The organism is Pseudomonas fluorescens (assembly GCF_902497995.1).
GTDB lineage: Bacteria > Pseudomonadota > Gammaproteobacteria > Pseudomonadales > Pseudomonadaceae > Aquipseudomonas > Aquipseudomonas fluorescens_BK.
Map to the genome: position 1 here is coordinate 55,151 of NZ_CABVII010000028.1, position 24,481 is coordinate 79,631.

Below are 24,481 nucleotides of genomic sequence, written 5' to 3' on the forward strand. Positions count from 1 at the left end.
ACTTCCCTAGTCAACCCGGTGCCCGAAATGAGTGGGCAAGCCAAACACTTGCAGACCGAAAGGCCTGTAGACGTCGGCAATCTGGAAACAGCCACTAGTTAAGTCAAAAAACCGTGCATAGTCAAATTTATGGCGCAGTACAATTTGGAGTAATGACGGTTTTCAACCGAACAGATGGTAAACCTTTGCCGCGCTCTTCGCTTGGTTGATCTGGGACATTTCGTCGACTATCGACTGGCGCTCGCCTATGGTCGCTGTCAATAAATCCTTGTAGACGGCAAGCAGACTTTCCAGATTCGTGCGCACCGCCGCCTCGTCGATTGGCGCTTCGGTGAGCACCTCGTCGACACACTCTCGACACGCCATATCCAGTTCGCCGATCGCATCCCAATTACGCTCGGCCAGCGCGTCGATGAGGGCTTCGCGGGTTTGTTCAATCCGTTGCAGTGCTTGACTCATGGCGTCATTCCTCAGTCTCGCGGGCCTATTGGTTGGCGATGGCATCCCAGCCGCTTTTCAGGGTTTCGAGCAGACCCGAGACTTCGTCGATGATAGCCGCATCGTTATAGCGGTTAGCTTCCATCAGCCGCGTCATCATGTAGGCGTACAGGTTGTCGAGTTGCTGCAGCGATGCAGGATCTTCAGTCTTCTGCGGGTTCAAGCCGTCACGCAAGCCGATGATGATGTCGACCGCCTTGCCCAGCATCAAGCCCTTGAGTGCGATGTCACCACGATCCATGGCACCCTTGGCCTGAGCCATGCGGTCCAGCCCGCCCTCCATCAACATCTGCACCAGACGATGGGGATTGGCTTCGGAGATCTGAGCATGGGAATTGACCTTCTGGTATTGGCGAAGGGCTCTCATGGGATTCATGTTTCTACCTCGTGACAGACAACAACTGAAAAGTGGTTTGCTCTAAATCTTTATGTCGACTGGTCGAAAAAAAACTTTAATCCGAACTTGCTGCCAAAGAAAACCATCCGCTGTTACTGCAGCGTTACTGGGTTTTTTACGCTTATGTCAGATCAGTCGTCGCTCGGGTTATTGAGCGCGTTGAGCGTGGTCATGATGCTGTCGCTCTGTGCACGTAACCTGGCCACTAGGGAGTCCATGGCTGTGTATTTAGCGCTTAGACTCGCTTGTAGGCTTGTCATCCGCGCGTCCAAAGAGTCCTGCTGCTTTTTCAAGTCGTTCAGACTGTCGGTAAGGCTGGCCGATCGCGCCGCAAACACACCGGTTTTGCTCAGCGCAAAGCTGTCCGTGGCGGATTTCATGCGCGCCAACAACCCGGTATCGCCAGTAAAAATGCCATTGATGTCAGCGGCGTTGGTCAGGACTGCTGCCTCCCACTTCTTATCGTCGATCGTCAACGTGCCGGTTTTCTGATCGGTGAGTATTCCGAACTGAGACAACGCTTTCATTTGGCCGGTACCCGACATCGAGTTCAACTCGGAACGTACAGATGACACCAACGAGCGCAGTGACGTGTCGCCAGCCAGAGCACCAGACGTCATCGAACCATCAGCGTTTGCGGTGACTTGAGTTTCGGTGTTCACAGCCTTGATCAATGCGTTGTACGTATCGACGAAACCCTTGACCGAAGACTTCAGTGTCGAGCTGCTCGCCGCGACGGTAATCGTGTTCGCCGTAAAGTCTGTAGCGCCGGTCGCTTTAGGAGAGACGCCCGTCAGCTTGATAGTGACGCCACTGATGGCTTCAGAAATGTTGTTGGATTTGGAAACCATTTGCTGACCGTCGATGCTGTAGAGTGCATCCTTCGGCGGTGCAAGTATGGTCATTCCCGCTTCCAGTCCCGAGTTGCCGGACAGAGTAAGCTCCGAACCTACACCCGTCCTGGAAGAGGTCAGCACCAATCGAGATCCGCTGGCATCGGTCAGAATGTTGGCACTCAACCCCTCGTTGGCATACTGCGAGTTAATTGACTCACGCACCTGCTGCAGCGTAGCGCCAGCCGGAACGCTGACATCATAACTGGAACTACCCTGCTTTATACCCAACGTAGTGGGTGAGGCACCCGCGTTAACTACCGACGACGCGCCGCCTGCGAACACCCTGGTGGATATTTTGGAAGCGGTCGCCAATTGAGTGACCACCAGCGAGAAACTACCGGACGCCACCCCGTTACCCGTGGTGATCGTAGCAACCTTCTCATCGGAAGAAGTAGCGGTCAGTCCACTGAAGCTGGCCGTGTTTTTCATTGTTTCCAATGCACCACGGAAGGCGTCCAGCGCTGCCTGGATCTTGCCAATAGATGACAGCGAAGTGGTAGCTTTCAGCGTCTGGCTGTTGATCTGCGTCTGCTTGGGCGCTTTTTCAGAATCCACCAACGATTTCACGATCGCCTGAGTATCGATGTTCGAACCAATACCGCTAACCGATGTACCCGCCATCTTCTATCTCCTTTTACAGTGACTGCCGCTTTCTTGACCGAGAACGAATATAACCCGCGACAGCAACAAAATTCGTTCCCATTCAAGCCTTGCCGTCAAACAGCAGGCCGCTGGCTTCAGTCAGGCTTTGCGCTAATTTCAATGCAGCTTCCGAGGGGATCTGATTTTCGTCAATCCCACGTCTGGCTTGGGCTTGTCAGGAGTGCCTTTGGCCTGCGGTGCTGGGGTTTGAGGTGCAACGGCAGGATAAGTCAGGTTCAACTTGACGCTCCATGCCAACTCTCCCCATCACGAAAAAACGGAAGGGCACGTAAACGCGCCCTTCCTTATGTCATCAAGCGCTGGAATTATCCGAGCAGCTTCAGCACAGCCGATGGCAGCTGGTTAGCCTGGGACAGGATCGCAGTGGACGCCTGTTGCAGGGTTTGTTGCTTGGTCAACTGAGCCGTTTCAGATGCGAAGTCGACATCCTGGATCACGCCACGAGCAGCAGTGGAGTTGTCCGAAATGCTGCGCAGGTTCGACACGGTACTGTCGAAACGGTTTTGCATGGCACCGAGGTCAGCACGCTGGGAGTCGATGTTGGCGATTGCTTGAGTGATTACGTCAATCGCGTTCTGAGCGCCGGCAGCTGTGCTGACGTCAGTATCGGCAACGGAGGTTTGCTTCGAGCTCATAGAGTCAGCACCGAACAGATCCTCCACAGCACCATTGGTGGTAGTAGAACTCAATGCATAACCGCTGGTGGAGTTCAGGCTCACAGCACCAGTGGCAATCACATTCTCAGCAAGGGCTGTTTCACCACCGTATGTGCCGCTAGCGCCCTTGGTGGCAATCTTGATACCCGCAGCACCCACGTTGCCAGCATCGAGGCTCTTAACTACGACGTTTTCACCGGTCGCCGACTTGATCGACAGTCCATTAACTTTGTCGTTAACAACACTGATACCCAGTTTGGCGGCGTTAGACTTCAGTTGCTCGGCCAAGTCATCCTGACTTGTGACACCAATGAATTTGACATCGGCACCGCCGATGCTCAGGGTGAACGCGGCTGGCTCGTCGGCATTAATATCGGCGGTACTGAAGGTAAACTTGACCTCAGTGCTGGCACTGGCAGTCAAGCCGCCAATAACACCATTGAATTTGGTGGCAATGTCCTTGGCCGAATCAGCAGCTTCAACGTCAACTGTGCCGGTGTCACCGCCGCCGGAAACGGTGATGGTGTCATCTTTAACACCATCGCCTGGCTTGATACCAACGCTCTTCAGCTGCTGCGAACCAATTTTGTTGGCGGACACGTCGTTCAGGGTCATATCGATGGTCTGGTTAGCGTTTGAGCCAACCTGGAAAGAGGTAGTGCCGAATGAACCGTCCAGCAGGTTACGACCACCGAAAGTAGTGGTGGTAGCAATACGCGTCAACTCTGCAGTCAGGGCCGAGTACTCAGCGTTGTTCGACTTACGGTCTTCAGCACTTGGCGAGCCGTTCGCGGAAGACAGAGCCAGGGTACGCATTTTCTGCAGGATGTTAGTGGATTCCTGCATCGCGCCTTCAGCTGTTTGCGCGATGGAGATGCCATCACCGGCGTTCTTGATGGCAGCGCCCAGGCCGTTGATCTGGCTGGTCAGACGGTTGGAGATTTGCAGGCCGGCCGCATCGTCTTTAGCGCTGTTGATACGCAGGCCGGAAGACAGACGCTGCATCGAAGTTTGCAGATTACCGGAAGCCTTGTTCAGGTTGTTCTGTATGGTCAGCGATGCAAGGTTGGTGTTTACGGTTAAAGCCATGACGAAATCCTCGTTGGATGGATACTGCGGCTTCCGGCCCTGACATCCGTCGGGTGTGGCCTAGAGAACCTTCGTAATGGTTATCGTCGTGACCGCAGTTTGCTTGAGGGGTTTTTTGAATATTTTTACTAGCACCGTGCCACTTCTTCGGTTTCAAGGCCTTGGATCGTCATCCCCAACGCAAAAACGCCCATGACCATTGGTCATAGGCGTTTTTTTGGGCGTTGTTAAACTGGCGCGTCAGGGACGATGAATAATCGCCGACCCCCAGGACAGGCCCACACCAAAACCACTGATCGCCACCCGCTTCCAACTGGAATCAAACATGTGCTTTTCCAGCAGCAACGGAATGCTCGAAGACACGGTATTCCCGGTCTCGACCATATCCTTGATGAACTTCTCTGGCTCACTTTCAAAACGCCGCGCCACGGCATCGACTATGGCCGCACTGCCCTGGTGAATGCAAAACGCATCAACGTCCTGGGAGGTCAGGCCCGACTCATTGAGCAACTCATGCAAATGCGCCGGCACCTTGAGCAAGGCGAAGTTGAACACCTGCCGCCCGTTCATATAGAACACTCCGTCCGTCACCTTCAGGTGAGGCGCGCCGGAGCCGTCGGTGCCGAACTTGGCCTTGCCCAGCTGCCAGGTCGCGTCTTCGCCCATCCAGGTGGCCGTGGCGGCATCGCCAAACAACATGGTGGTGTTGCGATCTTCCGGGTCGACGATTTTCGAATACGGGTCGGCGGTGATCAGCAGCCCATTCTTCAGGCCTGCGGCTTCCATGAAGCCCTTGATGGCGTAGATGCCGTAGACGTAGCCGGAGCAGCCCAGGGAGATGTCGAAGGCCGCGACGTTGGTCGACAGGCCCAGCTTGTCCTGGACGATGGCGGAGGTGTGGGGCAGGCCTTCTTCGTCGCCGTTCTGGGTGACGACGATCAGCACGTCGATGGCTTGACGATCGAGTTGCGGATTATTCGCGAACAAGGCATTGGCCGCTTCGACACAGAGGTCGGAGGTTTCCTGCGTAGCGTCCTTGCGCGGCAGGAACGCCGAACCGATTTTGCCGAGGATGAACTCTTCATCCTTCTCGAATTTCGCGCCCTGAGCATAATTATCCAGCCCACTCGCTGGCACGTAGCTGGCAATGCTTTTTATGCCAATCATTGTGGCTTCCCAATACTAAATAGCTGGAGATCACCGCTCGCAGACCGAGAGGTACTGAAATACTGGATTTCACCGAGTGAAAAAATACGGTGCAGACGCTTCAGGAACCCTGAAAACGCGTCCGACAAGGGTCAGCCCCCTGCCCATCCTTTCTGACACAATACAGTGAAGATGCTCATTATGACTCGCAGGTCACGGATTATGCGTGCCTTGTTCCAAACATCCAGCCACAAACGAGCGATCAGCCGCCAAGCGGATGGCAAAAAACCAGCGACGAATGGAAAAAAGCACCCGCGAGAGAGTGCCGGCATCGTGGATGCCGGCACTCGGGCAAGGATCAAAGCTTGTTGAACAGACTTAGCTGGGCGATTTTCACGAACGCCAGCTGCGAAGCCTGCAGCAGTGATTGCTGGAATGCCAGTTCGATGGACGCCGTCGCGACATCCGTATCACCGATCGCCGCCTGGGTACTGGTGTTGGTCAAGCCCTGGCTGACATTCTCGGCGCTCTGGATGTCGATGGCGTTCAATCGCGCACCGATCGAGCCCCGAGCGCTATCGACCTGCTCACTGGCATTGGACAGGTTGCTGATCGCCGCCGCTATGGTGTCCTTCAGCTTGATCTGTGCCAGATCGCTGCCATCGGCCGGTGTTTCCAACGCCTGGCGCAACTGACTCAAGGTGTCCAGTGCACTTTGCGTCTGGTGGTTGCTGGCCCCGACCACAAACTGATCTTGCGCTTGCGGGTCGCCGGTAAACTTGAACTCCACGCCCGCGAACTTGATCGAGCCGGCAGTCAGGCCACCCCCACCGATCGGCTTGCTGTCTGCACCCATAGGCTGGGCATAGACTTGGTAATTGCTGGCATCGGTGAACTTGATGACCACACCACTGTTGGGAAATCCTTTGACGTAGTCTGCCTGGGTCACGACTTCGGACTGGGTGACCTGGGCCGTCGAATCGTTGCTCGGTGTCCGTGATGCGTTGAAGCTGTCAGGTTTGGTGCCCAGCGAGAAAACGTAACCCTTGACCTCTTGGTCAGGGGTCATTGGCGGGGTGGTCGCAGGATCGACAGGCGCCTTGAGTCGCAAGGTGATGTCGAACTCCACGCCCCGCAGACTGATGGTCGAGCCGCCTTCTTTTGTCGAATCGAACACGCCGTTTCCAGACGCTTCGGACGTCACATACTTACCACCATTGTCCTTGATGGTGTAATGAGTGCTGTCTACAAACTCCAGTTTGTAGGGCTCTCCGGCGGCAAATTTATTGGTGTAAGCCGCGTTCGACTTCATCAAGCCCGCGGACACTGAAACGGTATCGCCATCAGGATTGGACGGATCAGCAATCGCCTGGGTGCGCCCCGAGTTGGTAGCCGACTCGAAGATGCTTTTACCGGTATTACTGCTGGCAATGGACAAACTGTCCGACACCTGAAGGCTCAACTGGGTGTCATCACCCTGATAGGCATAAGTGCCGTCGTTGTTGCGCACATAAGGCGGGGTCGAAGTTTTCGAGCCGGAGAACAGGTAGTTGCCCGACGAGTCCTTGCTGTTGAGCAAGCCCAATACTTGCGCTTCGATTTCACCGATCTCGCCGGCAATGGTTTTTCGATCGGTATCACTGTAGCCACCATTACCCGCCTGGAGCGCCAACTCGCGGGCACGCTGCAGCGCGGTGTTGACGCTATCCAGTACGCTTTCCTGGTTGGCCAGCGAACTCTTGATGCTGGCCATATTGCCGCTGTATTGCCCCAGCAGCGCCTGCTGTTGTTGCAGCATCAGCAACTGCGCAGCGCCCACAGGATCATCACCGGCACTTTGAATCCGCACACCCGAGGTGATCTGCTCCTGGGTCTTGACGATCGAGGAGAAGTTATTCTGGTACTTGGCCGCACTCGTCTCAAAGTACTGGGCTGTAGAAATTCGCATCGTCGAATACTCCCTTAAAGACTGTTGATCAGCGTGCTGAAGACTTCTTGCGCGGCCTTGATGATCTGCGACGACGCGGTGTAGTACTGCTGGAACTTGACCAGGTCGGCGGCCTCATCGTCGAGGTTGACCTGGGACACCGAGGCCACCTCGGATTTGGCCCGGGACAGAATCGCACCGCTCGCCGTGCTGTCGCCGAGGGCCTGGCTGGCCTTGGCGCCGACCTGTCCCACCAGTTGGCTGTAAGCGGTGCCCATGCTCATGCCGGCGTTGCCTTCACTGACGCCGACCGTGGCCTTGGTCTGCAAGCCCAACAGTTCGTTGGCATTGCGGTTGTCTTGCTTGCCATCCACGTTGAACGCGATTTCGTACTTGTCATTCTTCGAAGGCGCGCCACTGACCGTGGTGTTGAAGGAAAACGATTTGCCGGGGATCTCTGCGCCAGATGCGTCGAGCATCGGCACCTTGATGGTCAGATCGTTGCCTTGGCCTGGGACGATTGAGCCCTTATCAATGCTCTCGCCTTTCGAGTTGAATACTTCGTAATCCTGGCTGCCGCCCACTGCGTCCTTAAAGGTCAGCGTCACCGGCATCGAATGCTTGATACCTGCTTGCAGGTCGGCCAGGTCGGCACCGCCATAAATGTCCAGCGGGATGGACAATGCGGGCGGTGTCAGCGCACCGGTACCACTGTTGCCGGTGCCGCTGGTCGCGACGAGAGGACCGGCAAAAGCCAGCTTGTTGGAGTCGGTCATCTGGGTCGTGATGGAACTCGCACCGCCCCGGGTCGGGATGACCTTGAACGAGTCACCCTCCTTCGTGGGGCCGCCTTTGAAATCAAGTTTTAGGCCATCGAATTCTGCCGCCTTGGACGGGTCAAAAAACCCCATGTCCTTGCCATCGGAACGCTTGACCCTGTACTGGTTATCCTTAGTGAACGTCACGGCGTAATCGAATGTGGTCAACTCACTGGACTGGGTGATGGTGACGTCGAGATGGCTGGAACCCTCGTTGTCCGATGACGCCAGGCTGCGTTGACCGATGGCGGCAGCACTGTTGATATTGGAGAACAGCGAGGCACCAAACTCGCCATTGGCATCGAGCCCCTGCCCCATCTGACGGTTGATCTTGTCGGCAACCACCAGCGCCGTGCGGCCCAGGTCATTCATCGCCGGCACCAGCACGTCTTCGCGATAGCGCAGCAAGCCACCGATCTTGCCGCCGCTGATGAACGACGTCACGTCACTGACCGACGACGGCGAGTTGATCTGGATATTCAGCTGATTCTTGTCGATACCGCTTCTGGCGGTCGTGAGCGTGTTGGCCGTGTTGCCCAACACCAGCGACTGCCCGGTTCCCAGGGAAACGTTGTAACTGCCGTTGTAGTCCTGGACGGTGACACCGACCAATTCATTGAGCGTGCGCACAGCTTCATTGCGGGCGTCGAGCAAGTTGTTGGGGCCACTGCCGGTCGAGTTGCTGGCCTGGGCAATTTGCTGGTTCAACGAGGCAATCGACGATGTCAGCTGGTTGACCTGCTCGGTCATCGTCGTCAACTGACTGTTGATGCCTTCGTTCTGCTGCTGCATCTGCGACGCCAGGGCGTTGAAGCGGTTGCTCAAGGTTTGCGCATTGGTCAACAGCAACTGCCGCGTAGCGGTGTCACTCGGCGCACCGGCAGAGGTCTGCACCGAGGCAAAGAAGCTGCTCAATACCGCACTGATCCCGGTGGTTTTGTCGGAGAACAGCTTGTCCAGCGGGCTGACTTGCTCGAGGTAGGCGTTGGCATCACTGCTCAGCGAGGTGGAGGTTTGCAGCTGGCTGTCGAGGTAAGCGTTATAGACCCGACGCACATCGGCCAGGGTCGTACCGCTGCCGATAAACACCCCGCCATTGAGGTGCGAAGTATTACTGCTCTGAAGGGTTTGTTGGCGTGAATAGCCGGCGGTGTTGGCGTTGGCAATGTTGTTGCCGACGGTCGCCAACGACACCTGGCTGGCGTTCAGCCCCGACATCCCGATATTGAGCAAACTCATGATTCAGACCCTTATGCCTATAAAGGCGTGGTGGAAACGCCCGCCGCAGCGTAGTTCTGGTAACTCGTCATCTGCCTGGCTATCTGCGAAATCTTGCTGGCGTAGTCCGGGTCGGTTGCGTAACCGGCCTTCTGCAACTCGCGCACAAATTGTTCCGGGTTATCGGCCGATTTCACGACGTCTTGATAACGATTGTTCGATTGCAGCAAGGTCACCAGGTCATGGAAGCTGTCCTTGTAGGAGGCGTAGGAACGGAACTGCGCCGTTTCCTTGACCATTGCGCCATTTCTGAATTCGCTGGTGATCGCCCGCGCCGAATCGCCCTGCCAGCTGCTGCCGGCCTTGATGCCGAACAGGTTGTGACTGCTGCTGCCGTCCTGGGCGCGCATGACCGACTTGCCCCAGCCGGTTTCCAGGGCGGCCTGGGCCACCAGGTAACGGGGGTCGACGCCGATGCGGTCGGCGGCTTCCTTGGCCATGGGCAGCATGGTGTTGACGAATGCGTCGGCGGAACTGAAGGCCTTTTTCGCCGGTGCCAGGGGGATTTGCGCCATGGCACGGCCATGGACCTGCAGGCGCCCGCTGGAGGGGGTATCGGTTTGCGCGGTCAGCCAATCGCCGTTGTACAAAGGGCCGGACCCGGTGCTCGGCGGCAGCTGGATTTTGTTCAGCGCTGTCGTGGCGCTCGCCGCTGTGGTCGATGCCGATGGCACCAGCCCGGCGAGCAAGCGGTCGGCCAGTTTCGGTGGCAGGGCCAGGCGCCGCTGATTGATCAGGGCCATGTCGTTGTGATGCGCGCCCTCGCCCGGGTTCGCCGCCGACTGCACCGAGCGCGAGGCCCATAACGGCCGCTCGCCATTCAGGCGCGACAGCGGCCCGTGGGTGGCGGCCGTGCCGGCGGCAATCGGGGTTTCCACCGCGGCTTGCGCGGCAGCCTGCTTGGCGGCGGACGCTGCCGCGGCCTCACCCGGCGCCAGCGGTTTGTTCTTTGACATTTGTCGCATCAGCACGTCCGCCAGGCCGATGCCGCCGCCTTCGCGGGACATGGAAACCGCCAGTTGTTGGTCGTACATTTCCTGGTACTGCTTGGCCGCCGGGGTGTTGAGCGGATTGTCCTGGCCCAGGGCGTCGGTGGCCGAGCGCATGGATTTGAGCATCTCACCGAGGAACAGCGACTCGAATTCCTGGGCGACCTTGCGCAGGTTGCCGTCACTGTTCTTGTCGCCGACCTTGAGCTGGTTCAGGCGATTGAGGTCCGACCAGGACCCCGAGTCGCTGCTGCTGACTCCCACACCGCCCTTGCGCATGTCCATGGTCGTCGTCCTCAGATCACGATCAGGTCGGCTTGCAAGGCGCCGGCCTGTTTCAACGCTTCGAGGATGGCCATCAAGTCACCCGGCGCGGCGCCGACCTGGTTCACCGCACGGACGATTTCGTCGAGGGTGGTGCCCGGGCCGAACTTGAACATCGGCTTGGCTTCCTGCTGGGCGTTGACCCGCGAGCGCGGCACGACTGCCGTCTGCCCGTTGGACAGTGGGCCGGGCTGGCTGACGATCGGGTCTTCGGTGATGGTCACGGTCAGGCTGCCGTGGGTCACGGCGGCCGGGGACACCTTGACGTTCTGGCCGATCACGATGGTGCCGGTGCGGGAGTTGATGATGACTTTCGCCACCGCCTGGCCCGGGTCGACTTCGAGGTTCTCGAGGATCGACAGGTAGTCGACGCGCTGGCTTGGATCGAGCGGCGCGCTGACCCGGATCGAGCCGCCGTCGATGGCCTGGGCCACGCCGGGGCCGAGCAGGTCGTTGATCTTGTCGACGACGCGCTTGGCGGTGGTGAAGTCCGAACGGTTGAGGTTCAGGGTCAGGCTGTTGCCCTGGTTGAACCCGCTCGGTACCGAACGCTCGACCGAGGCCCCGCCCGGGATGCGCCCGGCCGAGGGCACGTTGACCGTGATCTTGGAACCGTCGCGACCTTCGGCATCGAAGCCGCCGACCACCAGGTTGCCCTGGGCGATGGCGTAGACGTTGCCATCGATGCCCTTGAGCGGGGTCAGTAGCAAGGTGCCGCCGCGCAGGCTCTTGGAGTTGCCGATGGAGGACACGGTAATGTCGATCTGCTGACCCGGTTTGGCGAACGCCGGCAAGTCGGCACTGATCGACACGGCCGCGACGTTTTTCAATTGCACGTTGCCCGAACCCGGCGGCACCTTGATGCCGAACTGCGAGAGCATGTTGTTGAAGGTCTGCAGGGTGAACGGGGTCTGGGTCGTCTGGTCACCGGTACCGTTGAGCCCGACCACCAGGCCATAGCCGATCAATTGGTTGGAGCGCACCCCGGAAATGCTCGCGATGTCTTTCAGTCGCTCGGCCTGGGCGCTGGACGCTGCACACACCATCAAGGCCGCCACGATGAGACTTCTCAAATTCAACATGGCCACCTAGAAAGGAAACAGCGGGCTGAGGAAGAAACGATCGAACCAGCCTGGCTGACTCGCATCGGCAAAGGCACCGGTGCCCGAATAAGTGATGCGCGCATCGGCGACCCGGGTCGAGGACACGGTGTTGTCCGTGGCGATGTCATCGGCGCGTACCAGGCCGGCAATCCGCACCAGCTCGTCCCCGGTGTTGAGGGTCAGCCACTTCTCGCCGCGCACGGCGATGATGCCGTTGGGCAAGACGTCGGCGACGGTCACCGTGATCGAACCGGTGAGGCTGTTGCTCTGGCCGGACTTGCTGTCGCCCTTGGTGGCGCGGTCGCCGGCGTAACCGACGTCCAGGCTCAGGTTACCGCTGCCCACCGGATCGTTGGTGCTCAGGCCGCCGCCGAAAAACGAGCTCAGGCCGATGTCGGTCTTGCTGTTCTTGGCGGTTTGCGAGTTGGCGTTCTTGCTGGCCTGGGTGCGCTCGTTCAGGGTGATGGTGATGATGTCACCGACCCGGAACGCCTTGCGGTCGCTGTACAGGTTCTGTTCAAAACCGGCCTGGTAGATCGAGCCGTTGTTGGCCGCAGCCGGCAGCGGCGTGCGCGGCAACACCGGGGCGTAGTAAGGGTCATTGGGCTTGGGCGGTGGGGCGACACAACCCGCGAGCGCGGTGATCCCACTCAGTGCCAGGACAGATACAAAGCGATTCATGACCCTACCTCACGGTGTTGCTGGCGACCCCGTGGCCGCCCCATGGACTTGATTACAGATTCTGCGTGACGAACGAGAGCATCTGGTCGGCGGTGGAAATCACCTTGGAGTTCATCTCGTAGGCGCGCTGAGTGGTGATCATGTTGACCATCTCCTCGACGGTGCTGACGTTGGAGGTTTCCAGGGTGTTCTGCAGCGTGGTGCCGAAACCGGCCAGGCCTGGGGTGCCGACCTGCGGCGCGCCACTGGCGGCGGTTTCCAGGAACAGGTTGTTGCCCACTGCCTGCAGGCCGGCCGGGTTGATGAAGTCGGCGGTTTGCAGGTTGCCGATCACCTGGGCGGCCGGGTTGCCGGCAACGGTGATGGACACGGTGCCGTCGCGACCGACCGTGAAGGTCTGGGCGTCGTTCGGGATGACGATGGCCGGCTCCAGGGCGAAGCCGCTGGCGTTGACGATCTGCCCGTTGGAGTCGAGGTGGAAGGTACCGTCACGGGTGTAGGAGGTGGTGCCGTCCGGCTGCAGGATCTGGAAGAAACCGCGACCGTCGATGGCCATGTCCAAGGGTTGTTCGGTGGTCTGCAGGCTGCCGGCGGTGAAGTTTTTCTGGGTGCCGACGATGCGCACACCGGTACCCACTTGCAGACCCGACGGCAGTTCGCTGTCCTGGGTCGACTGGGCGCCCGGCTGGCGCTTGATCTGGTAGAGCAAGTCCTGGAACTCGGCGCGGTCACGTTTGAAACCCGTGGTCGAGACGTTGGCCAGGTTGTTGGAAATGGTCGTCAGGTTGGTGTCCTGGGCGGACAGGCCTGTTTTGGCAACCCATAGAGCCGGAAGCATGCGATTCTCCTCGTGCGCCTGTTTTACGGCGCGACGTTCTAATGATTATTAGATCTGCAAGACCCGAGCCATGGCCTGGTCGTCTTCTTTGGCGGTGTTCATCATCTTGACGTGCAGCTCGAACTGCTTGGCCAGGGCCAGCACCGAGGTCATTTCTTCCACGGCATTGACGTTGCTCGACTCGAGGAACCCGGACACCAGCTTGACGTTGGCATCGGCCTGCGCCGGCCGGCCGTCCTTGGTATGGATCGAACCATCCAGGCCTTTGGTCATGTTGTTGAAGTCCGGGTTGACCAGCTTGATGCGGTCGACTTGCGCCATCACCCCAGGGCCCTCGCCCATCGCGCGAATGCTGATGGTGCCGTCCTCGCCGACTTCGATCTGCTGCTCGGGCGGCACGGCAATCGGCCCGCCATTGCCCAGCACCGGCATCCCGTTGCCGGCCCGCAGCACGCCGAGGGCGTCGACGTTCAGGCTGCCGGTGCGCACGTAGCTTTCGCCGCCGTCCGGGTTCTGCACCGCGATCCAGCCGTTGCCTTGCACGGCGACATCGAGGTCGCGGCCGGTCTGCACCAGCGCGCCAGGGGAGAAGTCGGTGGCCGGACGCTCGGACAGGGCAAACGCACGCGCCGCAAAGCCGTCACCGAACACCGGCATCGAACGCGCCTGCTCCAGGTCTTTCTGGAAGCCGTTGGTGGAGATGTTCGCCAGGTTGTTCGCATGAGCCTTCTGCGCCAGTGCATTCTGGCTGGCGCCGGTCATTGCCACATAAAGGTACTTGTCCACGCTGTTTCCTCTGCATGCCGGACGTTTGCCGCCCACAGCTGTACTGCTGAGCCATAAGCAATTTGCAGACCAACTTTTTTCTGGCGGCGCGGGGGCTGGCAAACACAGGGGTTGAGGGGTTTAGAGGGGATTGGGGGGATAGGTCAGAGACGAAAAACCGGCGGTGTCATGCCGTCAGGCGGCAAGGTTTGACCTGGACGTTGGCTGTGCCGGCCCCTTCGCGGGCAAGCCCGCTCCCACAGGGTTGTCGGTTGTTCATGAATGGTGTGAACCCAGGAGATCCCTGTGGGAGCGGCGGTGCGACGATTCGACTTGCCCGCGAAGAGGCCCGAAAAAACACAACAAGCGCCCGCTATGACTCCGTCTTGCCCACCTCATACTCACGCAACTTGTTGGCAATGGTGGTATGCGAAACCCCCAACCGCTTCCCCAGTTGCCGACTGCTCGGATGCTCGGAATACAGCCGCTCCAGCACCGCCTTCTCAAAGCGCCCGACAATCTCGTCCAGCCCGCCCTCCAGCGAGAAATCGCCAAGGGGCTGACGCACCCCGTAATCCGGCAAGCGAATGTGTTCGGCCTTGACCGTCCCGCCCTCGCACAACGAAACCGCCTGGAACAACACGTTCTCCAGTTGCCGCACATTGCCCGGCCAATGGTAGTGACGGAGCCGCTCCATCGCCGCCGGTGCCAGTTTCGGCAGCGGGCAACCGATCTGCCGGCTGGCCTGATCGAGGAAGTGTTCCACCAGCGGCATCAACCCGTCGAGGCACTCGCGCAAGGGCGGGATATGCAACGACAGCACGTTCAGGCGGTGATACAGATCCTGGCGAAACTCCCCGCGAGCGCACAGCTCGGACAGGTCGACCTGGGTCGCGCAGATCACTCGCACATCCAGATAAACCTCTTCATCACTGCCTACACGACGGAAGCAACCGTCCTGCAGGAAGCGCAGCAATTTCACCTGCAGGCGTGGGCTCATTTCCCCGACGCCATCGAGAAACAGCGTACCGCCGGCCGTCAGCTCCAGCAGCCCGAGCTTGCCTTCGGCCCGCGCCCCTTCGAAGGCACCGGGGCCGTAGCCGAACAATTCGGTCTCGGCCATGGATTCCGGCAGGCCGGCGCAGTTGAGCGCCATCAGCGGTGACTGCCCACGAGGGCTCGCCAGGTGGCAGGCTCGCGCCAACAACTCCTTGCCGGTGCCGGTTTCGCCTTCGATCAATAGCGGCGCATCCAGTGGCGCCATGCGCCTGGCTTCGCGCACCACGGCGGCCATCACTTTCGAACTCTGGAAGATGCTGTCGAACCCGCGCAGTTCCTGCTTGCGCACGTTATAAATGCGCTCACCGACCCGATCCGCGCGATGCAGGGTCAGTACCGCGCCGGCCATGGCTTCGCTGTCGTCATGCTCCGATTGCAACGGCGCAATGTCGGCGAGGAACACGTCGCCCTTGACCTTGACCCGCAGTCCATTGATCCGCGACTTGTTGGCGCGCACCAGTTCCGGCAAGTCGAAATCCTCGGCGTACCGCGACAACGGGATCCCCGGCACCTCATCGACACGCACCCCGAGCAACTGCGCCGCAGCACGGTTGGCCGCAACGATCGAGCCGCCCATGTCGATCGACAGCACCGGAAACTCCAGCGCGCCGAGCAAGGCATTGAGCTCCATGTGCCGACGCTCGCTGGGCATCAGGCCTACACGCTTGACCCCGAAGACCCCGGCAATCGATTCGAATTTCGGCCGTAGTGCCTGGAACTGAATGTTGATCAGGTTCGGACAATGCAGGTAGATGGCATTGCCATGCTCACCGCCGACCTCGCCGCGAGCGACGTTGACCCCGTACTCCACCAGCAGGTTGAGAATGTCGCGCAGGATGCCGATGCGGTTCTGGCAGTGGACTTTGATACGCATATAAAAGGCCCGAAAAGCAGTGAATGAGGCTGATACCAGACATACAACCTGTGGGAGCGGGCTTGCTCGCGAAGGCGGAGTGTCAGGCGAAATCTATATCGACTGACACTCCGCCTTCGCGAGCAAGCCCGCTCCCACAGGGAATTTGCAAATGCTCTCGGACGTATATGTTTGCCGAGCCGCCAATTTAGTCGTCAAGATTATGTGACACCTGGATGCCATTTCAAACCCGAAGATATCAATACTTGCGCAGCATCCGGCAAACCGTAACGAATACTTTACGAAATCCGTGGTTTTTTCCTTCTCCCGCTGCAAACCACCTGCTGCAACGTCGAACGCCTTGGGGTATTCCTAAGTCAATAGCAGGACATAACAAGAACGAAATCCCCTAGCAGGAGAGCAGCATGAAGCAGACGCACTACGTGGCTCGCGAGCCCGATGCGCAAGGTTTTATCGACTACCCCGCCGAAGAACACGCGGTGTGGAACACGCTGATCACTCGCCAACTGAAAGTGCTCGAAGGGCGTGCGTGCCAGGAATACCTGGACGGCATCGAAAAGCTCGGCCTGCCCCACGACCGCATTCCGCAACTTGGCGAGATCAACAAGGTCCTCGGTGAAACCACCGGCTGGCAGGTCGCCCGGGTTCCTGCATTGATCCCCTTCCAGACCTTTTTCGAATTGCTGGCCAACAAGCAGTTTCCGGTGGCGACCTTCATTCGTACCCGCGAAGAGCTGGATTACCTGCAAGAGCCGGATATTTTCCACGAGATCTTTGGTCACTGCCCGCTGCTGACCAACCCCTGGTTCGCGGAATTCACCCACACCTACGGCAAACTCGGCCTAAAGGCGACCAAGGAAGAACGCGTGTACCTGGCGCGCCTGTACTGGATGACCATCGAGTTTGGCCTGGTCGATACGCCGCAAGGCACGCGCATTTACGGCGGCGGCATTCTCTCCTCGCCTAAAGAAACGGTTTACTGCCTGTCGGACGAACCTGAGCATCAGACGTTCGATCCGCTGGAATGCATGCGCACGCCGTATCGCATCGACATTCTGCAGCCCCTGTACTTTGTCCTGCCAAACCTCAAGCGTCTGTTTGATGTGGCTCATGAAGACATCATGAGCATGGTCAAGCAAGGCATGCAGCTGGGCTTGCGCGCACCGAAATTTCCGCCAAAGGCCGCGTGATCCGCTGCTTTTAGAATCAAGTGAGCCTGTCAGGAACCGACGCTTTGGTTTAGCGTGGTGATACTGACGGCCGATGTCCAATAATTCGATTTCAGGAACCCATCATGTCCACATTGAACCAAGCCCACTGCGAAGCCTGCCAAGCCGGTGCCCCTCAGGTCAGCGACGAAGAACTGCCGGTGCTGATCAAGCAGATCCCTGACTGGAACATCGAAGTTCGCGACGGCGTGATGCAGCTGGAAAAAATTTTCCTGTTCAAGAATTTCAAGCACGCCCTGGCGTTCACCAACGCCGTCGGTGAAATCTCCGAGGCCGAAGGTCACCACCCGGGCCTGCTGACCGAGTGGGGCAAAGTCACCGTGACCTGGTGGAGCCACTCCATCAAAGGCCTGCACCGCAACGATTTCATCATGGCCGCGCGCACCGACGAAGTGGCCAAGGACGCCGAGGGCCGCAAATAATGCATTTCGACGCCATAGGTCGAGTGCCCGGCGACCCGATCCTCGGCCTGATGGAGGCCTATGCGCTGGACCCGAACCCGCGCAAATTCGACCTCGGCGTGGGCGTCTACAAAGATGCCCAGGGCCTGACGTCGATACCTCAGGCGGTGAAACTCGCCGAGGCGCGGCTGGTGGATCGTCAGGCCACCAAGACCTACATCGGCGGTCACGGCGAACCGGCGTTCGGCAAAGTCATCAATGAGCTGGTGCTGGGGGTCGACTCCGCACTGATCGCCGAACAACGGGCCGGGGTCACACAGACCCCGGGCGGCACCGGGGCGTTGCGCTTGAGCGCAGACTTCATCGCTCAGTGCCTGCCGGGCCGTGGCGTGTGGTTGAGCAATCCGACCTGGCCGATCCACGAAACCATCTTCGCCGCGGCGGGCGTCAAGGTCAGTCACTACCCTTACGTGGGCAGCGACAACCGTCTCGACGTCGACGCCATGCTGGCGGCGCTCGAAAAAGCGCCAAAGGGTGATGTAGTGCTGCTGCACGCCTGCTGCCACAACCCGACCGGTTTCGACTTGTCCCATGACGACTGGCGCCGGGTGTTGAAGGTGGTGCGCAGTCGCGACCTGTTGCCGCTGATCGATTTTGCCTACCAGGGCTTCGGCGATGGCCTGGAACAGGATGCCTGGTCGACCCGGCTGTTCGCCGCCGAGTTGCCGGAAGTGCTGATCACCAGTTCCTGCTCGAAGAACTTCGGGCTGTACCGCGACCGTACCGGCGCGTTGATTGTCTGCGCGAAAACCGCTGACAAGCTGGTGGACATCCGCAGCCAACTGGCCAACATCGCCCGCAACCTGTGGTCGACACCGCCGGATCACGGCGCCGCTGTCGTGGCGACCATCCTGGGCGATCCGCAGCTGAAAAGTCTCTGGGCGGATGAAGTGGAGACGATGCGCTTGCGTATCGCCCAGCTGCGCAGCGGCCTGGTGGAAGCCCTGGAACCGCATGGTTTGCGCGAGCGTTTTGCGCATATTGGCGTGCAGCGCGGAATGTTTTCCTACACCGGGTTGACGCCGGAGCAGGTTAAAAACCTGCGTGATCGGCACAGCGTGTACATGGTCGGCACTGGCCGGGCCAACGTCGCCGGAATCGATGCCACACGCCTGGATTTGCTGGCCGAGGCGATCGCCGACGTCTGCAGATAACCCCCAAACACTGCAAAACCCCTGTGGGAGCGGGCTTGCTCGCGAATGCGTAGTGTCAGGCGAAATCTATATCGCCTGACACTTCGCATTCGCGAGCAAGCCCGCTCCCACGATAGGCAAGCGTTACCCCTGCAAAACCTGTCTATACAACCCCATCCGTCGAAACAAATGGATATAAAAGACAATTTGTTATTTCGACTGCTGTATCCTACGCAGGCTTTTTTAAAAGCGCGGATCTACCCGATCCATCAACAGACTTTGCGAGGAGCGCGATATGCACGAGATTCCTAATCTCCCCTTCCCAAGCCTGCACGAAACTGAGCAGTCGACCACGCAACAAGCCGGTGCACAACAGCCCGAGCCAAAAGAAGCATCTGAACGCCGCCAGGCCGACAGCGAAAACTGAAGCACCTGCAATACCAGACCGTGTGGAAAGCGCTAACATGCGCTTTCCACACCGCCTGAACCTTGAGCCCCGCCCCATGACCGACGAATTCAACGACAGCCAGGCCAGCGTTCTGATCGGCACCGCCGAGAAGATGATCGAGATCTGGAACCGCCTGTCCCCCGAAAAACAAGCCACCTTGCTCGCCCGTTTCGGCAGCGAAGAAAACGCCCTGGCCGCCCTGGTCACGACGCAACTGGTTGCCCCGCAAAACCCTGAATAATCCCGACCGGCAAATAGTTTTACTTTTTCACGGCTCGCAGGCCTTCACGCCGCTATCATAAGCAGCCTATCTATCCTGCTGCCCCGTGGACCTATACCCCATGTCTGAAAACCAGCGCCCCCTGGCGGTCACGCTGCAAGTCGTCTCCATCGTCCTGTTTACCTTCATCGGCTACCTCAACATCGGCATTCCCTTGGCCGTATTGCCGGGCTACGTCCACAGCGACCTGGGTTTCGGCGCGGTGATCGCCGGCCTGGTGATCAGCGTGCAATACCTGGCCACCCTGCTCAGCCGGCCCTATGCCGGGAAGATCATCGATAACAAGGGCAGCAAACTCGCGGTGATGTACGGCCTCGCCGGTTGCGGTTTGAGCGGTGTGTTCATGCTGATTTCGGCCTGGACCCAGGCCCTGCCGACCTTGAGCCTGATCAGCCTGCTGATCGGTCGACTGGTGCTTGGCAGCGCGGAAAGCCTGGTCGGTTCGGGCTCGATCGGCTGGGGCATCGGCCGGGTCGGCGCGGCGAACACCGCCAAGGTCATCTCGTGGAACGGCATCGCCAGTTATGGCGCACTGGCGGTCGGTGCACCACTGGGGGTGTTGCTGGTCAATCGGTTAGGCTTGTGGAGCATGGGCGTGAGTATCGTGCTGCTGGCCGTCCTCGGACTGGTGCTGGCCTGGCCAAAAACCGCAGCGCCGATCGTGGTCGGTGAACGCCTGCCGTTCATGCATGTGCTGGGGCGGGTATTGCCCCATGGCTGCGGACTGGCGTTGGGCTCCATCGGTTTCGGCACTATCGCGACCTTCATCACCCTGTATTACGCCACGCAACACTGGGATAACGCGGTGCTGTGCCTGAGCCTGTTCGGCGCCAGCTTCATCGGTGCACGCTTGCTGTTCGGCAACCTGATCAACCGCCTCGGTGGCTTTCGCGTGGCGATTGCCTGCCTGGCGGTGGAAACACTGGGGTTGTTGCTGCTATGGCTGGCGCCTGATGCCCATTGGGCACTGGCGGGCGCAGCGCTGAGCGGTTTCGGCTTCTCGCTGGTGTTCCCGGCACTGGGCGTGGAAGCGGTCAACCTGGTGCCGGCCTCCAGCCGTGGCGCGGCGGTCGGGGCTTATTCGTTGTTCATCGATTTGTCGCTGGGGATTACCGGACCGCTGGCCGGTGCGATTGCGGCAGGTTTCGGTTTTGCCTCGATCTTCCTGTTCGCTGCCCTCGCCGCCCTGAGCGGCCTGGCACTGAGCGTTTACCTGTATCGGCAGGCACCAAAACACCTTAATGAGAAGCACCGCGAAGAACGGGACGCGCGCTAGAAGTCGACCTTGCCGCGCCCGGCCTTGATGCTGCCGCGCTTGGTCTTGGATTCGAGCCGACGCTTTTTCGAACCGAGGGTCGGCTTGGTCGGACGGCGTTTCTTTTCGACCTTGGTGGCGCTGAGGATCAACTCGGTCAGGCGCTCCAGCGCATCGGCGCGATTGGCTTCCTGGGTGCGGTATTGCTGGGCCTTGATGATCAACACGCCTTCGCTGGTGATCCGGCTGTCCCGCAGCGCCAGCAGCCGCTCCTTGTAGAACTCGGGCAAGGACGAGGCCGGAATGTCGAAGCGCAGGTGCACCGCGCTGGAGACCTTGTTGACGTTCTGCCCACCCGCCCCCTGGGCACGAATGGCCGTCAATTCGATCTCGGCATCGGGCAGATGCACATTGTTGGAAATCACCAGCATGGAAAAACGTCCGGGTTCGGGGCCCTCAGGATACAGCACGCAACATCGCATCGCGCCTGATTCCGTATCAGTATGAAGTATTCAAGTCGGTATTGATCAATAACATCCTGGAACACAATCGAGCGAAGTATTCAGGGGTTTCACGTCTATCCTGAGCCGTGAATAGAGTACTCGGTCAATCCTGGAGATCATTATCAATAATGAATATCTACATAGTGTGTGCACACCCGGAATCTGCATCGTTCAATAACAGTCTCGTCACTACCGCCACCCAGTCTTTTGAAAACCTCGGACATCAAGTCAAAGTCACCGACTTATATGCGCACGACTTCGACCCGTGCGAGCACGCCAGGCACTTTCACCCACGCAAGAACAGTCACCGCTTCGACGTGCAGGCCGAGCAGCGCCATGGTTACGAAAATGACACCCTGCCCGCGCAGGTGGACAGTCAACTGGCGGCCCTGCACTGGGCCGACCTGGTGATTGTGCAGTTTCCGCTGTGGTGGTTCGGCGCCCCCGCGATGCTCAAGGGGTGGATGGATCGGGTACTGGTGTACGGCGGTCTTTACTCGAGTGAACAGCGCTTCGAACAAGGCGTATGTCGGGGAAAGAGAGTGCTTCTGTGTGTAACAACCGGTTCGTCGGCAGACGAGTGCGCGCCGAACGGTCGAGAGGGCAACACCCACCTGCTGTTATGGCCGATCCAATACGCCTTCCGCTATGTGGGCTTCGAGGTGCTCCAGTCTTATCTGATACACGGCATCTGGGCAGACTGTACGGCAACGGGACGTGACTTGAACGAGGAACTGCAGCGCTTCAGTTCGTTCTGCGCCGATATTGATCAAGCAGCGGTACTGCCATTTAATTCGCCCACCGATTGGGACGAGCGCGGCCAGTTGAAACAGGGGGCACCCAGTTACACACCCTTTATCCAGCACGCCGACGACTCAATATTCAACAACGCTATCGATAGCGCAAAAGTGTAATTAATCCTACAGATAAAACCTGCAAAACAATAAACCCGGCCATCGCCGGGTTTATTGTTTGCAAGGTCTATCTACTTCACTGCAGGAGCAGCATTCGTTATCGCACTGCGTTTATTCTTGATGCCATAGCAAACCCACATGAACGCGACCCACACCGGAATCGCGTACACCGAGATCTGGATCCCCGGAATCAACAGCATCACGCCCAGGATAAACACCACGAACGCCAAACACACATAGTTCCCGTACGGATACCACAACGCCTTGAACAGCGGCGTCTGCCTGGTTTTGTCCATGTGCTGGCGGAACTTGAAGTGCGAGAAGCTGATCATTGCCCAGTTGATCACCAGGGTCGCGACCACCAGCGACATCAACAGCTCCAGGGCGCTATGGGGAATCAGGTAGTTCAGCAGCACGGCGATCAGCGTCACTGCCGCCGAGGCCAGGATCGAACGCACAGGAACACCGCGCTTGTCGATCTTCCCCAAGGCTTTGGGTGCATCGCCCTGCTCCGCCATGCCCAGCAACATGCGGCTGTTGCAGTAGGTGCCGCTGTTGTACACCGACAATGCCGCGGTCAGGACCACGAAGTTGAGGATGTGCGCGGCGGTGTTGCTGCCGAGCATCGAGAACACTTGTACGAACGGGCTGCCGCTGTAGGAGTCGCCAGAGGCGTTCAGGGTGGCCAACAGGCTGTCCCACGGCGTCAGCGACAGCAGGATGACCAGTGCACCGATGTAGAAAATCAGGATCCGGTAGATGACCTGGTTGATGGCTTTGGGGATCACGGTTCTCGGCTTGTCGGCTTCTGCCGCGGTGAAACCGAGCATTTCCAGACCGCCGAAGGAGAACATGATAATCGCCATGGCCATTACCAGACCGCTGATACCATTCGGGAAGAAGCCGCCATGTGACCACAGGTTGCTCACCGAAGCTTGCGGACCGCCGTTGCCGCTGACCAGCAGGTAGCTGCCCAGCGCAATCATGCCGACGATGGCCACGACCTTGATGATCGCAAACCAGAACTCGGCCTCGCCAAAGACTTTGACGTTCGCCAGGTTGATCAGGTTGATCAGGACGAAGAACCCCGCGGCCGAAACCCAGGTCGGGATGTCCGGCGCCCAGTAATGGATGTATTTGCCGACCGCGGTCAGCTCCGACATGCCCACCAGGATGTACAGGATCCAGCAGTTCCAGCCCGACAGGAAGCCGGCGAAACCGCCCCAGTACTTGTGCGCGAAGTGGCTGAAGGAACCGGCCACCGGCTCTTCGACGATCATTTCGCCGAGCTGGCGCATGATCATGAAAGCAATGAAGCCGCAGATGGCGTAGCCGAGGATCATCGACGGGCCAGCGGATTTCAGTACGCCGGCCGAGCCGAGGAACAGTCCGGTACCGATTGCGCCACCGAGGGCGATCAGTTGAATATGGCGATTTTTCAGGCCGCGCTTCAGCTCGCCTGAATGCGAGTTTTGTCCACTCATGAAAAGGGTCTCACGCAAGGTTTGATGATGTTCGTTAGACGTTGCTGCTCGGTTACGGCTTCAAGCAGCGCCGATCAAACCCCAGCGCAGGCACCGGGAGTCCAGCGTTTTTACAACGGTCATGCGTCACCTGTTTGTTTTTATCTGTGACGAAATCGGACCCGACACGCTCGTGACGCGGCGGAGTGAACCAAGGCGGATAACCTTGAGGATTGCGCAGAAGCGCAGGAGGTCACAGTTAAAACGCGGCGCATTGTACACCTGTAACCCCCTGCTGCCAGACACCGTTGGATCAACCTGTCGTTTGCCGGGATTGCGTGTGTCCGCCCCGAGCGTCTCGGGCGGCTGCAAAAATTGAGTCAGACCTTTGCGGGTCATGGACGGACGCGGCAGAAAAATCGCCCCGCGGGAAGAGATGGAATCGAGTCACGGCGTACATTGCGCCTCCTTCTTGTTATGCACCTGCACGACAGGCATGGGGCGCATCTCACCCTTCCCGCGTCGCTGAAACAAGCGCTCCAGAGCCCTGCATGCGGATCAATCGGAGGACTGGCGGCAGGTTTTCCTTACACCGCTCCCGCAGACGCGAATTCACGGGATTCAGGGCTTAATTTCGTCATTATTCCTTTACATCCCGTAACGAAATATTGCCGAATCAGAAGTGGCGGCAGGACTCTGGCGTTAACCTGCGGGGATGCGAATAACGCCTTCGCGAGCAAGCCCGCTCCCACACTTGTTCTGCAGTGCACACAGATTTTGTGTACGACGCAGGT

22 protein-coding genes and 1 pseudogene are annotated in these 24,481 nt (G+C 59.0%); 7 read left to right on the forward strand and 16 right to left on the reverse strand.

The genetic code is table 11. From position 1 onward, the window contains the following. Window positions 1–162: 162 nt before the first annotated feature. The 14 genes and pseudogenes from F8N80_RS26175 to F8N80_RS26240 form a co-directional block, all read right to left on the reverse strand. Entirely contained in the window at window positions 163–459 is a 297-nt protein-coding gene (locus tag F8N80_RS26175; protein ID WP_150749007.1) for a flagellar protein FliT, read from the reverse strand. 25 nt (window positions 460–484) lie between these two features. Then, window positions 485–874, reverse strand: coding sequence for a flagellar export chaperone FliS (fliS, locus tag F8N80_RS26180; protein WP_150784997.1), 390 nt, complete (start codon window positions 872–874; stop codon window positions 485–487). Between the two features lie 152 nt (window positions 875–1,026). Further along, window positions 1,027–2,412 (reverse strand): flagellar filament capping protein FliD, encoded by a 1,386-nt coding sequence (gene fliD, locus F8N80_RS26185; RefSeq protein ID WP_150784998.1) that lies wholly within the window; start codon window positions 2,410–2,412, stop codon window positions 1,027–1,029. Window positions 2,413–2,494: 82 nt separating this feature from the next. Continuing rightward, a pseudogene (locus F8N80_RS31760) lies at window positions 2,495–2,575 on the reverse strand (flagellar protein FlaG); the annotation flags it as partial. A gap of 184 nt (window positions 2,576–2,759) precedes the next feature. Further along, window positions 2,760–4,199, reverse strand: coding sequence for a flagellin N-terminal helical domain-containing protein (locus tag F8N80_RS26195; RefSeq protein WP_150784999.1), 1,440 nt, complete (start codon window positions 4,197–4,199; stop codon window positions 2,760–2,762). Window positions 4,200–4,439: 240 nt separating this feature from the next. Then, window positions 4,440–5,366, reverse strand: a complete 927-nt coding sequence (locus F8N80_RS26200) for a ketoacyl-ACP synthase III (protein WP_150749011.1) — start codon at window positions 5,364–5,366, stop codon at window positions 4,440–4,442. A gap of 337 nt (window positions 5,367–5,703) precedes the next feature. Beyond that, window positions 5,704–7,293, reverse strand: a complete 1,590-nt coding sequence (locus tag F8N80_RS26205) for a flagellar hook-associated protein 3 (RefSeq protein ID WP_150785000.1) — start codon at window positions 7,291–7,293, stop codon at window positions 5,704–5,706. A 14-nt stretch (window positions 7,294–7,307) separates the two neighbouring features. Then, window positions 7,308–9,329, reverse strand: coding sequence for a flagellar hook-associated protein FlgK (gene flgK, locus F8N80_RS26210; RefSeq protein WP_150785001.1), 2,022 nt, complete (start codon window positions 9,327–9,329; stop codon window positions 7,308–7,310). Between the two features lie 17 nt (window positions 9,330–9,346). Further along, entirely contained in the window at window positions 9,347–10,642 is a 1,296-nt protein-coding gene (gene flgJ / locus F8N80_RS26215; protein ID WP_150785002.1) for a flagellar assembly peptidoglycan hydrolase FlgJ, read from the reverse strand. Window positions 10,643–10,653: 11 nt separating this feature from the next. Continuing rightward, complete coding sequence (locus tag F8N80_RS26220) at window positions 10,654–11,763, reverse strand: flagellar basal body P-ring protein FlgI (protein ID WP_150748994.1); 1,110 nt, start codon at window positions 11,761–11,763, stop codon at window positions 10,654–10,656. Window positions 11,764–11,769: 6 nt separating this feature from the next. Further along, on the reverse strand, window positions 11,770–12,465 hold the full coding sequence (gene flgH, locus F8N80_RS26225) for a flagellar basal body L-ring protein FlgH (RefSeq protein ID WP_138968644.1): 696 nt from the start codon (window positions 12,463–12,465) through the stop codon (window positions 11,770–11,772). A 52-nt stretch (window positions 12,466–12,517) separates the two neighbouring features. Then, the gene (flgG, locus tag F8N80_RS26230) at window positions 12,518–13,303 is read right to left on the reverse strand and encodes a flagellar basal-body rod protein FlgG (protein ID WP_128871735.1); all 786 of its coding nucleotides are present in this window, start codon (window positions 13,301–13,303) and stop codon (window positions 12,518–12,520) included. 48 nt (window positions 13,304–13,351) lie between these two features. Then, complete coding sequence (locus F8N80_RS26235; RefSeq protein ID WP_150785003.1) at window positions 13,352–14,089, reverse strand: flagellar basal body rod protein FlgF; 738 nt, start codon at window positions 14,087–14,089, stop codon at window positions 13,352–13,354. Between the two features lie 352 nt (window positions 14,090–14,441). Next, the gene (locus F8N80_RS26240) at window positions 14,442–16,001 is read right to left on the reverse strand and encodes a sigma-54-dependent transcriptional regulator (protein WP_150748992.1); all 1,560 of its coding nucleotides are present in this window, start codon (window positions 15,999–16,001) and stop codon (window positions 14,442–14,444) included. A gap of 404 nt (window positions 16,002–16,405) precedes the next feature. Between F8N80_RS26240 and phhA the strand changes: the two genes are divergently transcribed. The 6 genes from phhA (at window position 16,406) to F8N80_RS26265 (ending at window position 20,828) form a co-directional block, all read left to right on the forward strand. Further along, on the forward strand, window positions 16,406–17,191 hold the full coding sequence (phhA, locus tag F8N80_RS26245) for a phenylalanine 4-monooxygenase (RefSeq protein WP_150785004.1): 786 nt from the start codon (window positions 16,406–16,408) through the stop codon (window positions 17,189–17,191). A 104-nt stretch (window positions 17,192–17,295) separates the two neighbouring features. Next, a complete protein-coding gene (locus tag F8N80_RS26250; RefSeq protein WP_150785005.1) occupies window positions 17,296–17,652 on the forward strand; it encodes a 4a-hydroxytetrahydrobiopterin dehydratase in 357 nt (118 codons plus the stop codon). Continuing rightward, window positions 17,652–18,845, forward strand: coding sequence for an amino acid aminotransferase (locus tag F8N80_RS26255; RefSeq protein WP_150785006.1), 1,194 nt, complete (start codon window positions 17,652–17,654; stop codon window positions 18,843–18,845). The genes F8N80_RS26250 and F8N80_RS26255 overlap by 1 nt, the downstream gene beginning before the upstream one ends. A gap of 274 nt (window positions 18,846–19,119) precedes the next feature. Beyond that, window positions 19,120–19,251, forward strand: a complete 132-nt coding sequence (locus F8N80_RS31920) for a hypothetical protein (protein WP_263596694.1) — start codon at window positions 19,120–19,122, stop codon at window positions 19,249–19,251. Between the two features lie 76 nt (window positions 19,252–19,327). Continuing rightward, entirely contained in the window at window positions 19,328–19,513 is a 186-nt protein-coding gene (locus F8N80_RS26260) for a hypothetical protein (protein ID WP_150748995.1), read from the forward strand. A gap of 100 nt (window positions 19,514–19,613) precedes the next feature. Further along, window positions 19,614–20,828, forward strand: a complete 1,215-nt coding sequence (locus F8N80_RS26265) for an MFS transporter (RefSeq protein WP_150785007.1) — start codon at window positions 19,614–19,616, stop codon at window positions 20,826–20,828. Here F8N80_RS26265 and arfB read toward each other — a convergent pair. Next, window positions 20,825–21,238: an alternative ribosome rescue aminoacyl-tRNA hydrolase ArfB gene (arfB, locus tag F8N80_RS26270; RefSeq protein WP_008010994.1), complete on the reverse strand. Its 414-nt coding sequence runs from the start codon at window positions 21,236–21,238 to the stop codon at window positions 20,825–20,827. The two genes, F8N80_RS26265 and arfB, sit on opposite strands and share 4 nt — an antisense overlap. A gap of 200 nt (window positions 21,239–21,438) precedes the next feature. On the opposite strand from arfB, the gene F8N80_RS26275 reads away from it, so the two are divergent. After that, on the forward strand, window positions 21,439–22,224 hold the full coding sequence (locus F8N80_RS26275; protein WP_150785008.1) for an NAD(P)H-dependent oxidoreductase: 786 nt from the start codon (window positions 21,439–21,441) through the stop codon (window positions 22,222–22,224). A gap of 71 nt (window positions 22,225–22,295) precedes the next feature. Here the strand turns inward: F8N80_RS26275 and F8N80_RS26280 are convergent, their stop codons facing one another. Beyond that, window positions 22,296–23,708: an amino acid permease gene (locus F8N80_RS26280; protein WP_150748985.1), complete on the reverse strand. Its 1,413-nt coding sequence runs from the start codon at window positions 23,706–23,708 to the stop codon at window positions 22,296–22,298. Between the last annotated feature and the right edge of the window lie 773 nt (window positions 23,709–24,481).